The organism is Halomonas sp. CH40 (genome assembly GCA_041875495.1).
Classification (GTDB): domain Bacteria; phylum Pseudomonadota; class Gammaproteobacteria; order Pseudomonadales; family Halomonadaceae; genus Vreelandella.
Genome location: CP112982.1, coordinates 2,489,990 through 2,503,610, shown reverse-complemented (window position 1 = coordinate 2,503,610; position 13,621 = coordinate 2,489,990). Strand labels below are relative to the sequence as shown.

Genomic DNA, 13,621 nt, shown 5'->3' with positions numbered 1-13,621 from the left:
ATTGTTAATTGGCAGTCGAGCACTCAGGCATGCGAATATAGCAAATAATTAAAAAGTATTTCTGAGAGGCTGGCATGGTATCGATAGCAGCACTGGTGAAAACGTTGACCCGCCCCGCTGTGTTGGGCGGTCATCAGTTACCGGGTGTGCGTGTAGGCAACCTGGACAAAAAACTTGAACAGTCAGATATGCCCGGTGCACGGCGTATTGATATCCCGCTTGACCCTGGCGAGCGCATTGCCTTTGTGCGTCGCTGGATAAAGAACAATCAGCGCGCGATCAAGCGTGGCGGAGTGGGCAGTACGCTGGTCATGCCGCTGCTGGCGCAGTCGGCGCTGGCCAACGAGCTGAAGGTCTCGGCCAATGATGTTATTGGGGTGTCGGAGGTGGTTCGCCAGTCTAACGGCGGGGTGACCCTTGAGATGCAAAGTGGCACAGCCGTTGAGATTGCCCCTCGCCATGTGGCGCTTGAAGAGGGCGACGTGGTTGTTGAGCTTGATGCCTTGCTGGAGGCGCTGGGCCAGAGCAGGGTATTGCAGACCTCGTTAGTCTCATTGCCAGATGTAGCCAGTTGGCAGGCCTTGCCCAGTGGTGCTGTTGAAGTGACCCGTGAAGACGGTGCGCGTTTGCTGCTGAGCAGCAGTGATGTTGATGTGACCGGTGACGTTGCCTGGATTGGTGCTGACGATGCCCTTCGCTATGGTATTGCCAGCAGTGAGGATGTGTCGTCATTGCTGGTAGGGCAAGTAGTGTCGAGTGGTGCAGTGAGCACCGGTGGGTCGGTGAGTAGCGATACCCGCAGCAGTGCATCAGCTGATACTGACGGTGGCGGTATTTCCCCTTGGGTATATGTGGGTGGCGGTACGCTTGCTCTCGGGGCGGGCGCCGCTGCTGGCGGCGGCGGTGGAGGAAGTGGCAGCACTGAGGTTACGCCTTCAACCATCAGTGGTTTTGTCATTGATGGCTATATTGCTGGCGCTAAAGTGACTCGGCAGTTTGACGGCAACGAAGTCATCACCAACGAGGACGGCTTTTTTGAAGGGTTGCAAGGCAGCGGTTATATACAGGTAGACCCGGTGGCCGCCGCTGATGGCATGCAGGGCAGTGTTGATATTGCGACCAATCAGCCGTTTAACTTGACCCTGCGCGCACCAGAAGGCTTTTCAGTTGTCACGCCGCTAACCACGCTGATGGTCGCAAGTAACAGCACGAACGCAGAATCCGTGGTGTTAAGAGCGCTGGGGTTGCAGGATCAGGACGCGCCCATTGACCTACGTAACACTGACCCCCTGGCGGAAGGCAGCGCAAATCTGGAACTGCTGGTGGCGGGCATCAAGGTGGCAAGCGTGTTATCCGCCGCCCAGGCCGCCGGTAAAAGCCCAGATGCTACCCTGTCCAACCTTTACCAGATGATGGTTGAGGCGGTGAATAACGGCAGTACCTTGAGCAATGCGCAAATGGCATCGGCCATTGGGTCGCCAGGGGCTGAGCTTCCTGTGGTCAGCGTGCTGGATGATCTTGATACCGCTGCCGATACGCCGGATGAAAACCTGCTGGATACTTATCGGGAAGGCAACGCTAACCCGCTAAGCGAGGCGCAGATAAAAGCGCAAGGCGCTGATAGCAGTATTCTCCCAGAAGTCAGTGAGCGGGCCGAACTGGTTGATTACACGCTGGAAGAAGCGCTTGCGTTATCTTCGCCGCCAGCCTCGGGTGAGTATGTCATTTTGCCGTCAGAGTCGCCGTTGAATGCGGGCGTGCTGGGTCTGACCCGGGCAGGAGAGCAGCTACAACAGGTCAATAGCCTGTTGGATAACGCAGCTTATAGTGTACAAAGTGGTAGCGAGCGCATTCCCACCAGCGCAGAGTATCGCTGGTCGGTGGAATCCACCGCAGACCTGATTCTGGCCGCCGACACGCTCTCAAGGCCTGAAATTCAGGGAGCTGATTCGGTTACGTTGCGTGATGCCACTATCACGATTGGCCAGTATCGCGAGCTGGATACCTTAGCGGAGTTCGATCTTGGCGATACAGTGGTGCCTATGACCATGATGCGGGCGCTGATGGATAACCTGGATAACGACCTGAGCCTGCCTGCCAACTACACCATTGACCTTGATGCCGTCTATGCAGAGCAAGACGTTAGCCTGGAGAGAGGGGCGGCGCTGATTGATACGGCGGCACGGATTCTGGATAACGCCCAGAACTCACCAGAACGCGATGATGCCTGGCGCGAGTTATTGGACTGGAGCATCAAGGATACGCTTGACAATATTCTAGCCGTGTCGCCTGAACGGCCAGAACTGGCATTGGCTGATTCCTTCCAGGTAGAAGAAAGCGAACTCACACCTGCGCAGTTTGTTGAGCTGAGCAGCTTAGGGCCTTTCGAGCTGGCGGATACGCTGGTCGTCTACACGCTTCAGCAGGCGCTGGATGCTGAGCCTATCGCCAGTAACTACCGCCTGGAAGCGGAGCCAACCATCGACGCGGGCACCTTGACGGTTGATCAGGCCGAGACCGAATACGCCCTTGTAAATCCGTTTATACAAGGAGCAAGTAACCGTGATGCGCTGCCAGATGACCTGTTCACCTGGAGCATCCAGGACGCCGCCAGTGCAGTAGTGGCGGATATTGGCCAGGCGCATATTAGTCAAGCACAAAGTATTCAGGTGACCAGTACCTATGTGCCGGTTCGTGAGTATGAGCAGTTAATTGAACTGGCTAACTTTGCAAGCGAAGGCGTGATCCCCCAATACACCCTTGAGCAGGCGTTTGCTGAAGAGCTATCGCCAGACGGTTCCTACGCGATTGACCCTGACGCTTTGTGGGCGCCTCCGGGTGCGCTGAGCGTTAATCAGGCGCAAGCGTCCTATACTCAGGCGTTGGCGTTGATAGAGAATGCGGATAATACCGCCGAGCTGGATATTGGCGAGATCTTCATCTGGCGCATTGAGGATATGGCCGCTGCGATTACCGCAGAGGCGACGATAGGCCAGCCCTATATTCAGAATGCTGACCAAGTGAGTGTCACTAACGCGCGTATTTCCCTGCGGGAAAATGAGTTACTTCAAGGGCTGGATAACTATGTGGCCGGCGATGAAATCATCTCTTACACCATGCAGGAAGCCTTGAGTGCGGTAGATGCTGACACACTGCCTGCTAGCTATGAGCTTGATATTCGTCAACCTCTGGGCGAGGTCGAGGTTGCACGTGCCCAGACAGCGCTGGAAATTCTCGATAATGCCGAGAATACGGTGGCACTGGACGCATTGGAGTGGCAGGTGCTTGATGGGCTGGCCAACGTCCTGCCCACCCTGGAAAGTGCTGACAATCGTGCCATTACCGCAGCTGATCAGGTCACCCTGACCGATGACATCATCAATTACCTGGATTATCAGCAGCTGATTGATGCCCTTGGACGTGCCGAAGATGGCGGGCGTTTTGTGCTGGATGACACCCTGGTGCGCTATACCCTGCAGCAGGCGGTGGAGAGCGGAGGCACTGTCGATGCCTATGAAATTGTGCCAGATGAGGCGTATACCCTAAACGGGCTGAGTATCAACGAGACCAGGGAGACATTGGCACAAGTCGAAAGCATTCTGGAGGGTGCGCTGGCACCTGAGGATGCCAACGTGGATGAGCTGTTCAGCTGGTCGGTGAACGATTCTGCCGAGGCGATTCTGGCTGCCGGTGACATAACCCCCCTTACGCGGGCTGATGTTATCAATGTTACCGATGAGCAGATCACTCTGGAGCAGTTTACGGCACTGAATACGCTGGATAACTATGTGCGCGATGGGGAAGCGGTGGCCTATACCCTTGACCAGGCGTTCAGCACGACCGATGGCTTTGATCCAGCGTCACTGGGTAATTTGCTGGATAATTATGCGATCACGGCAGACAGTAGTCTCACTGAGATTATCTCGGTTGAGCAGGCCAGTACTCTGGTTAATGTGGTGGTTGAGGAGGCGGCTAACGACCCCTTGGCCACCTTGAACTGGCAGCTTGATGACAGTACTCCAGTGCTCCTGGATAACCTGGCAACCCCTGAAGTGGCTCAGGCGCAAACCGTTACCATCAGCGATGAGGTGATTGAATACGACGACTATCAGACGCTGCTGGATGCTCTGGGTTCTGCGGAAGATGCCGGTAGTCTATCGTTGGCCGGTACGCGGGTGCTGTATACCCTGCAGCAGGCGGTCGAGAATGACGGGCCTGTCGAGGCCTATGAAATTGTACCGGAGGCTACCTATCCCCGGAATGATCTCAGCGTCACAGAAGCCAGCGATACTCTGACACGTGTCGAAAGCATTCTTGATGGTGCCTTTGCACCTGATGATGCGGATGCCGACGTGCTGTTTAATTGGACGGTACGCGATTCCGCCGAAGCGATTCTGGCCGCCGGTGGTGTGGATCATCTCACCCGGGCTGACACCCTGAATGTCATTGATAGCCAGGTCACTCTGGATCAGTTCACGGCGCTGGATGCGCTGGATAACTACGAGCGTGGCACGGAAGCGGTGGCCTATACCCTGGATGAAGCGTTCAGTGCCACAAATGAGTTTGATCCGGCTTCCGTTGATGCGCTGCTGAATAATTACGCCATCACACCAGAGAGCGAGCTCACGAATGTTATTACGGTGGCTCAGGCTACTACGCTGGTTAATGTGGTTGATGCGGCCGCCAATGATCCCTTGGCGAACCTTGTCTGGCAGCTTGATGACAACGTTCAGGCATTGCTTGATAACCTGGCAACTCCAGCCGTGACTCAGGCGCAAACCGTTACCCTGACGGACGATATCATCAGTTACAACGATTATCTGACGTTGTTAGCGGATCTGGGGTCTGCTGCCGATGATACCGGCAGCCTGTCACTTGAGGGGACGCGTGTGCTCTACACTCTTCAGCAGGCAGTGGAGAGTGACGAGCTCGTCGGAGCCTATGAAATTGCCCCGGATGAGCCTTATACCCCGAGCGGGCTTAATGTCACCAGTGCGAGAGATACGCTGGCGCGTGTTGAAAGCATTCTGGAGGGTGCCCTGGCCTCCAGCAGCATAAATGTAGACGAGCTGTTTAACTGGACGGTACGTGACTCGGCTGAAGCAATTCTGGCGGCAGGTAATGTGGATTATCTCACCCGGGCCGATGCGATCAATGTGGCCAATAATCAGATCACCCTGGATCAGTTCACCGAGTTGAGTGCGCTGGATAACTATGCGCGCGATACAGAAGCGGTGGCTTACACCCTTGATGAAGCCTTCACGACGACCGATGGGTTTGATCCGGCGTCAAGCGGTAATTTGCTGGATAATTATGCGATTACGTCTGGCAGCATCCTCAGTAATACCATCACGGTAGCGCAGGCAAGTGGGATGCTCAGCGTGGTGGATGATGCCGCCAATAATCCGTTGGACACGCTTGAATGGAATCTTGACGATAGTGCTGACACCCTGGTTGATAACCTGACATCACGGGAAGTGGCGCAGGCGCAAACCGTTCTTATCAGTCAAAGCGTCATTAACTACAGCGATTATCACACGCTGTTGTCTGAGTTGGGGTCAGTGGAAAACACGGGGAGTTTATTGCTGAGTGATCAAACTCGGGTGAGTTATACCCTGGCGCAGGCGGTGGAGAGTGGCGAGCCCTTCGAGCGCTATGAAATCGTGCCGGGTGAGGCCTATACGCCGGATGAGCTGAGTGTCACCGAAGCCAGCGATACTTTAGCCCGTGTCGAAAGCATTCTTGAGGGTGCCCTTGCGCCTAGCAACCCGAACGTGGATGAACTGTTTGATTGGACGGTACTTGATTCGGCCGAGGTGATTCTGGCGGCAGGCGAAGTGGGCCATCTCACACGGTCGGAAGCGCTTAATATCACTGATGATCAAATTACCCTGGATCAGTTCACTGAGCTGGAAGCACTGGATAACTATGTGCGTTCGGGTGAGACAGTTGAATACAGCCTGGATGGGAATCCTGCGGCGGGGAGCGCTCCTGAAAGCTTTACTGACTTCACCACCGGCGCCCCACCAGAAGGAACGGATCAGTTATTGGTAGACTTGGCTGAAACCGAGCTTACCCAACTGCGTGGCTATGATAACCCTGATTGGGAAAACGCTAATTTCGCGCAATACACCGATGAAAGTGAGGCCTTGGGAGCAGACGTGGCTTTTGCGGTCTTCACCACCGCTGAGTTCACTGGTGCAGACACCGGCTGGCTGAATGATCTCGGCCTTGAGGATGGCGAGGTGGCTTATCTGCTGGCAGGTAACGGTGAAACGCTGACGATTGGCGACGATGCCCAGCTATACCGGGTGGAAGGCGTGGCGGATACCTCGCCTGAGGCGCAGTTATTGGCCAACTTCGAGAATGTCACGCTGGATAACTTCAATGAGGAGAACTGGTTGACCAGTTACGACAATCAGTCAGGCAGTTAGCGCCTGAATGTGGCTGGGCCGATGATTTTCGGTCCAGCCATTCTTTCTGCTACCAACCACCATCGTCGAGCAGGCTACGGGTATTATTATCCAGCGGCAGGCGAAAATCGGCCGTTCCCAGCACCATGGCATTCCCTGTGCTTACTACTCGCGCGCTTACGTAGATGTAATCCTGCCCCTGGGCGTAAGTGCCCATTAGTATTGAACGGGCGTCGTGCTGGGCACTCAGGCGCTGCACCTGACGTGAGAGGATCAGCTCGCCCACGCTTTCTTCAATGAACATGCTGTCGCGCATCTTAATTTCACGCACCTGCATACCGTAGCGCGCCAGCGCTGATGCCATGATTTCCGAGCTGATGCGGCCAAAGGTTGAGGATTGGCTCAGGTTATCGATATCCACAAAGGTGGACGCAATCATCGGGCTGTAATTGGTAATATCAGGATTACCTGACACGATCTTTTCTGCCGCTTGATGGGCGAGTTCCGAAAGATCAGGCTGGGGAGGCGGCGCTGAGCTACCGGTATCCAGCAGTGAGCAGGCGCTTAATATAATCGTCATGAACGCCAATAGAATGCCGCGCAATACAGACAGGTTCAGAGGTAAAAACGGAATCAGGTGCATAGGCTTACCAGGCGTCCGAAATGGAAATAGTGGGTATGGCAGGTGGTTTAACCACTTGATTGGGCGCGTAATGGCGGCGGTCTTCTTGATTAGTGTAATAAATATTGGATGACGAATAGAGGATCTGATTGTCATCAATAATCTGTGTGGTGACAATGATTTCCTCGTTACCTTCGCTTGTCCAGCTACCGCTGGAGACATCTGCTGCCGCTGCCAGGGGTAACAGGGCCAGAGCCGGTTCTTTCCAATGATTGATGGGGTAGGTAGCCACGGCGATTCCGCCCGCCAGGGCCGTCAGCACGCCGTTGGGTGGGCGCACCAAGCGACGCCCCCGATGTTCGACAACCTCTACATTCACCTGGATAGAGGCACTGTTTTCATGCGGTGCCTGCACGACTCGCACACCGCGTGAGACCAGTTGGCTGGTCAGTAAGTCACGAAAGCCACGATTGAATTCACCACCCTGCATCGGTGACATATCTTCCGAGGCTGGCAGAATATATAAATCACGAAAACGGGTGTCTGCCTGGCTGACAATGCCTTCCGCCTGGTGGTTGGCCAACACATCCCAATGGTGGGCGGCCTGCATGCGCTGCTGCTCACTGTAGGGGTAGGTCGTCGCAATCGGCGCTTGTGAGGTATTCTTACTGAAACAGCCACTTAGCGTCACTGCTGCTGCGCCAATGGCGAACAGGCGTAGCCAAAGCAACGCGCCGGCGGGCTGCTTGTAAGGCGTATCAAGTGTATAAGACGACACTGGTAGTTCCTTCCCGATAAAACAGCATTTGGTAGACGAGTCTGCCACGTCCCTCTAAGATCGGCTATACGGTATGAAACTTAAATTCATAATATTTGAGTCAAAAGCTAGATAACGTTGAAAAGCCAATTTTCTGATTTATTTGACGGCATAAATTAAACTATGTGAGGAGTCAGGATGTTGAGTGGCGCATCATTAGTTTCTCCCTCATGGTCGGCGCACAGCGGTTTAATGTGGCAGCGTTTTACCTCTTACCACTTTGTTACCGAGGCCCATTGGGTACCTCTGGCTAAATAGGAAGGCATTGGCCTTCCTGTTGCCTTTCGGTTTGAGGGGGGCACCTGGACGGTGGTGGCATTGCTAGGCCTGGCGCCGGGGCAGAATGTCTGGGTAGATGCCGTTGAAGTGCCCAGCGGGCAGTCTTCTGAATTGATGTACTCCGTGCAGATGCGCACCAGTGGCAATTTATACGGCATAGATGAACAACCGCTTGATGTGATTCTTGGAATGGACGCGCAGGTAGATATCCTCAACGGCAAGCGTAGCGTACTTGATTATCTGCTCGAGCCGGTCGTAAAAGTACGTGATCGTGCTCTGGGCGACTAGGGTCTCTGATGGCGATGGTTGCCGGTGTGCGTCTTGAAAGCCCGCTTCACCGGCCATTTTGTGTCTTGCCGAAAGATGCCATGACCCGATTGACTGAATTATACCGCTTTGGCTTCCATGCCTGAACTCTGGTTTTCCTGCGGCTTATCCAAGGTCTGCAGGCTGTAACCATGGCCATAGACAGACACCAGATTCCATCCGTACTCGACGGTTAACTTGAGCTTTCGGCGTACTCTGTGGACATGTACATCCAGTGTGCGCGTATTCGGGTTATCGCAATGTCCCCATATGTACTCATGGAGGTAGGTACGTGATAGCGAGCTATTCATCTGGGTTAGCAATAGGTGCGCCAGACGAAACTCCTGATGCGTCATAGGCACTTCCTCGCCGTTGACGAAAGCCATTTCACGGCTGGGATTCAGTTTCAAGTGTCTGAATGTCAGTTCATTTTGCTTGGTAGCGCTGTGAGTACGCAATAAGTGGCGGCGGGTGATAGCGAAGGCGCGTGCAGCCAATTCACGTGGACGAACCGGTTTGGTGACAATGCCATCAGCACCTGCGTCCAGGGCTTCAACAATGTCGCGCTCTGTCTCGCGCTGAGTGACTACCAGAACGGCGGGCTGGGCCTTCAGGCATGTTTCCATCCAGTCAATTAGATCAAGCCCTTTGTTGTCAGACAGACCCCAGTTCAGTAACACCAGGTCAAAACTTTTACGGCTAGCAATTTTTATAAAAGCGTTATTGGATTGCAGCAAAGTGACGTCGGCCTGGATCTCTCTTTCTTCAAAACCATCGAGCAATGCTTTGCTGATGCGATGAAGTAACACTTTGTCGTCTTCTACAATTGCAATGCGCATAGGCGTTTCTTCAATTCGGTCGGATGAGTGGCTTTCCATTGACAGGTGTATTTATATTATAATGATACAAATTGAATTCTTTTGTTAATATACATTTTTTTTCCATACATTTCTATACTTTTCATAATTTGTGTCTAGGTTAGTTTTTTGTATGGATAGCTTGGCTGAATCGCTTTTCTATTTCATCCTGAAAATTGGCGCTCAGCGCCTAGAAAGGCGTTGAATATCTGGTTTTACCGACATTTTTCCTTAAAAAAATTGCGTTACGTGACGCAAAAGCCTGATTGAATGACCTGGTTTTGTTCACAAGTGACTGTCTGAAAGTGGGGGCAGGGTATTTTTTATTGACTTTGCGATGGGAGGTTGCAGTTTACGTTGTCAGTTTTATGTTGCCAATTATTTCAATTTGTTTATGATAAGGGGTTTGTCTATCTTCCTGATTGTTAAAGATTTACTGACATTTTTGGATCTTGAAGAAAGTGATCCAGGGAAAGCCAGTGAATTTGAAGTGGACCCCAAAATTTGGACAGATGCCTAAGCTCTGATTCATCATCTCCATAAGGAGGAGAATCATGAGCAAGAAACGCAAGCAATACAGCGCATCATTCAAGTCCAAAGTCGCCCTGGCCGCCCTCAAGGGCGACCAGACCACATCCGAAATTGCTGCTCGTTTTCAGATCCACCCCTCCATAGTCAGCACCTGGAAGCGCGAGTTGCTGGAGAACGCTCCCGACCTTTTCGAAGGCAAGAAGAATGTCGGCAAGCAATCCGATGAGCCCAGTACAGACGAGCTGTACCGTGAGATCGTGGTGTCTGGCCCATAACAGCGGCACCATGGTCTATGCATTCTGGTGCGCTGTTTTTTATGGTTTGCTGAATCCTTTTCCCTCAGCAAGCAGGTGAAGCCAGCTTCCAGCGTGGTTCCACAAAAGCGCTAGCGCAAAGCGCCTGCTCGTTGCCCAGTGCCCGTAACCCCAAGCGCTTGAACGTATCGCCAGAGAGGCCGCGTTCACTGCTGACCTGGAAGGAAACGTCAACAGCCTGCCATTGGCTGTTTGCATCAGAACGCGTCGCCAGTTGATAGGTGAACGGGTAAAAGCCGGGAAAGCCCAGGCGTACATCGGTTACCTGCAGCGTTTCCTGATCACCTGATTGATGGCTGTCATAGCGTAGGAAATCGCCGGTAAACCATTTCAGACGCTGAATACGAGCATCCTGTTGAAAGTCTTCTGCCAGTTGGGTTTGTCGCGTCATTGCTTCAAGCTGCGGCGGGTTCTGGTCAAACAGGCTGACAAGACTCTCATAGTGGCGATCGCCGTCCATCACACTCACGCGCCAAAGCAGCGTGGTAAAGGGAGCGGGCTGTACCAGACGCGGGGCCGATTCCAGCCCCTGCGCCGCCAGTACGGGCGCCAGACGCTGCTCCACGCTTACCTTGGCGCCTAGGGCAAACACCAGGTAAAGGCTGGAAAGGCTCAGAGCCCAGCCACAGCGATAGACCACTTTACGGTCGAACAAGGCCCAGACAAGCGCTATTAGTAACGGCAGGGTGTACAAGGGGTCGATGATAAACACGATGGGCCAGGCGACAGGAGGCGAGGTCATTGGCCAGAACAATTGGGTACCGTAGGTGGTCAAAGCGTCCAGCACTGGATGTGTAAGCAAAATCAACAGAAAGAACAGCAGCCAGTGGCGCAGCGGGATATCCCGAGCAGGGGCAAATCGCGCGCTCAGCAGGGCCAGCAGCGTGCCTAACCCGGCCAGCACAAACAGTGAATGGCTGAAACCACGGTGCTTGGTGACGTTGGCAACCGCATCGCCGTAGTCAATCACCACATCAAGGTCTGGCAGGGTGCCCACAACCGCACCTAGCAGAATGGCCTTGCGTCCCAGCCGTCTGCCCAGCACAGCACCACCGATGGCAGCCCCTAGGGCTGCTTGCGTCATTGAGTCCACTGCTTTCTCCTGAGCGTAAACACCGCTAGTATGTAAAGGTGATAACTATACACAATGTTTAATAAGGGTGCCTATATGTCAAATAACTGTACAGATAAGTGGCTTGCTACCCAGAAGCCAGGCATTTTGGCCGCTGGCCTGCGCTATCTGGTGCCGCTGGCGCTCGTTGGTTTGACGACGTCGGCCATGGCCGCTTCTACCGTCGAAGTGCATAGCGACCCCAACTGCGGTTGCTGTGGTGCCTGGGTAGAGCACCTTGAAGCTAACGGGTTCGAGGTGGATCATCAGCGCCATAATGATGTTCGCGGCGTCAAGGTCGAACAGGGCGTCACTCCTGAGATCGCCTCCTGTCATACGGCGATCGTGGATGGCTATGTGATTGAAGGTCATGTGCCCGCTGATGATATCAAGGCGCTACTGGAAGAACGCCCCGAGGTGGCTGGGCTGGCTGTGCCGGGGATGCCTCACGGCTCACCAGGCATGGAAACCGGGCGAGTGGATGACTATGCTGTGTTGAGTTGGACACGCGACAGTCAGCCCCCGGAAATTTTCCGCGAGTATCTCCAGTAAACCCTCGGAAAAATGAGTCTTTAGATCGTCAAAGGAGTCCGTATGCAGTTTTTACATACCATGGTGCGCATCAGTGATATTGACGCTTCCCTGCATTTCTACTGTGATCTGTTAGGCCTCAAGGAAGTACGTCGCAAGGAAAGTGAAAAAGGCCGATTTACGCTGATTTTTCTCGCCGCGCCGGACGATGAAGAACGTTCGAGAGAGTTACAGGCGCCTGAGCTGGAACTGACCTATAATTGGGATCCGGAGGAATATAGCGGCGGGCGCAATTTCGGTCATCTGGCTTACCGGGTTGACGATATCTACGCGCTTTGCCAGAAGTTGCAGGACGACGGGGTAACCATTAATCGGCCACCCCGAGATGGCCATATGGCCTTTGTTAAATCCCCCGATGGCATTTCGGTCGAGCTGTTGCAGAAAGGTGATGCGCAGCCGCCTCAGGAGCCATGGGCCTCAATGGAAAATACAGGGAGTTGGTAAGTGAAAAAGAGTGCCTTTAAGAACGTCTTCAAGGACGGACGTATTGCCCTTGCAGGTGCTGCCATGCTGTTGTTAACCGCCTGCGGCTCAACCCCAGAGGCGCCGGTTGATGCTGATAACGCTGAGGCCAGCAGCCAGCCGTCAGCGGTGGTTGACCAGCGCTGGAACTTTCTGCTGCTGGGCACGGATGAGCGCCTGGAGTTTGACGAGAGGCCTTATTTTGAAATCGGTAGCGACGGCAGCGTCAACGGCTTTGATGGCTGCAACCGTTTCTTTGGCCAGGTCGAGCTGGGTGAGAATCAGCGCATTGAGTTCAAACAGATGGCATCTACCCGCATGGCCTGCCCGAATATGGGCGATGCCCAGCGGGTAACCGATATGATGCTGAACGCTTACCGTTATCTGATTGACCATGATCGCCTGGTATTCTTTGCATCCGACAGCCGGGTGTTAGGTGGCTGGCGTCAGGCTGATTGATCAGCTGCTGTACAGATACATCACACTGAGCGTTAACCCTTAAAAGGCGGATTGAAGCGGGCAACAAAGCGCGCGTCAATCCGCTTTCGAAAAGGAAGCTCAATTACCCAGCATCTCGCACACTGTCCAAGTGGGTTCTAAGTTTGTTTCTGTAGAGCGCTATCTAGACAACCGAGATAGCCTTTTGCAGGAGGGGTTTTTGCGATGAGCATAAGTCTTTGGCTTGCTTTTGTTGTTGCTGCTGCGGTCATTGCTATTACCCCAGGTCCTGGCTCTATGCTTGTATTGGCTACTGGACTACGTTATCGATACAAATCTGTTTTTCATGCGCTTTTTGGCTTAGAGCTTGCCTTGTTGATTCACCTCTTCATTGTCGCACTTGGACTTGGTGCTCTGCTGGCAACTTCGAATGTCGCCTTTATGATGATGAAGATCATTGGGGCAGTTTACTTATGTTGGCTGGGGATTCAAAAATGGCGAGCTAGCGTTGAACCGATTGATACAAGCAAGTTTAACATTGCCATCAACAGGAAACTTTTCCGACAAGGCTTGCTCGTCAACCTTACTAACCCCAAAGCAGTCATTTTTATTGCTGCTTTTGTTCCTCAGTTTATCGATGCCAGTGCACCCCAATTACCACAGTATCTGATCATCGGTGCAACCATGGTGGGGGTAGATGTCGTCATAATGACCGTTTATGCCTTGCTGGCTGGTAGGTTGAGTAACTGGTTCCAAGATACTCGAATGTTGCGCTTACAGAACAGGGTTTTTGGCGGAGCATTTGTATCCGCTGGGGCCTTTTTGGCTGTGTCATCTCGTTAAACACTTGTACCTGAATGTCTCGAAAATGTGAGCTGAA

The 13,621-nt window shown here is 53.3% G+C and carries 11 protein-coding genes; 7 read left to right on the top strand and 4 right to left on the bottom strand.

Going from position 1 to position 13,621, the window contains the following annotated elements; translation table 11 throughout:
- The first annotated feature begins 95 nt into the window (after positions 1-95).
- Positions 96-6,434 (top strand): hypothetical protein, encoded by a 6,339-nt coding sequence (locus OR573_11595; protein XGA79142.1) that lies wholly within the window; start codon positions 96-98, stop codon positions 6,432-6,434.
- A gap of 49 nt (positions 6,435-6,483) precedes the next feature.
- Here the strand turns inward: OR573_11595 and OR573_11590 are convergent, their stop codons facing one another.
- Together OR573_11590 and OR573_11585 are read right to left on the bottom strand one after the other, a co-directional pair.
- Entirely contained in the window at positions 6,484-7,056 is a 573-nt protein-coding gene (locus OR573_11590) for a FlgO family outer membrane protein (protein XGA79141.1), read from the bottom strand.
- A 4-nt stretch (positions 7,057-7,060) separates the two neighbouring features.
- Positions 7,061-7,813, bottom strand: coding sequence for a hypothetical protein (locus OR573_11585; GenBank protein ID XGA79140.1), 753 nt, complete (start codon positions 7,811-7,813; stop codon positions 7,061-7,063).
- Between the two features lie 348 nt (positions 7,814-8,161).
- Between OR573_11585 and OR573_11580 the strand changes: the two genes are divergently transcribed.
- Positions 8,162-8,419, top strand: coding sequence for a hypothetical protein (locus OR573_11580; protein ID XGA79139.1), 258 nt, complete (start codon positions 8,162-8,164; stop codon positions 8,417-8,419).
- Positions 8,420-8,517: 98 nt separating this feature from the next.
- Here OR573_11580 and OR573_11575 read toward each other — a convergent pair whose 3' ends face one another.
- Positions 8,518-9,276, bottom strand: coding sequence for a response regulator transcription factor (locus tag OR573_11575; protein ID XGA79138.1), 759 nt, complete (start codon positions 9,274-9,276; stop codon positions 8,518-8,520).
- 572 nt (positions 9,277-9,848) lie between these two features.
- Here OR573_11575 and OR573_11570 point away from each other — a divergent pair.
- Positions 9,849-10,100: a transposase gene (locus tag OR573_11570; protein ID XGA79137.1), complete on the top strand. Its 252-nt coding sequence runs from the start codon at positions 9,849-9,851 to the stop codon at positions 10,098-10,100.
- Between the two features lie 64 nt (positions 10,101-10,164).
- Here the strand turns inward: OR573_11570 and OR573_11565 are convergent, their stop codons facing one another.
- Positions 10,165-11,232: a metal-dependent hydrolase gene (locus OR573_11565; GenBank protein XGA79136.1), complete on the bottom strand. Its 1,068-nt coding sequence runs from the start codon at positions 11,230-11,232 to the stop codon at positions 10,165-10,167.
- A gap of 75 nt (positions 11,233-11,307) precedes the next feature.
- On the opposite strand from OR573_11565, the gene OR573_11560 reads away from it, so the two are divergent.
- From OR573_11560 to OR573_11545, 4 genes are all read left to right on the top strand, one after another.
- Complete coding sequence (locus tag OR573_11560; protein ID XGA79135.1) at positions 11,308-11,802, top strand: DUF411 domain-containing protein; 495 nt, start codon at positions 11,308-11,310, stop codon at positions 11,800-11,802.
- A 42-nt stretch (positions 11,803-11,844) separates the two neighbouring features.
- Positions 11,845-12,285: a lactoylglutathione lyase gene (gene gloA, locus OR573_11555; protein XGA79134.1), complete on the top strand. Its 441-nt coding sequence runs from the start codon at positions 11,845-11,847 to the stop codon at positions 12,283-12,285.
- Entirely contained in the window at positions 12,286-12,762 is a 477-nt protein-coding gene (locus OR573_11550; GenBank protein XGA79133.1) for an META domain-containing protein, read from the top strand.
- Between the two features lie 204 nt (positions 12,763-12,966).
- Positions 12,967-13,584 (top strand): LysE family transporter, encoded by a 618-nt coding sequence (locus OR573_11545; GenBank protein ID XGA79132.1) that lies wholly within the window; start codon positions 12,967-12,969, stop codon positions 13,582-13,584.
- Positions 13,585-13,621 lie beyond the last annotated feature (37 nt).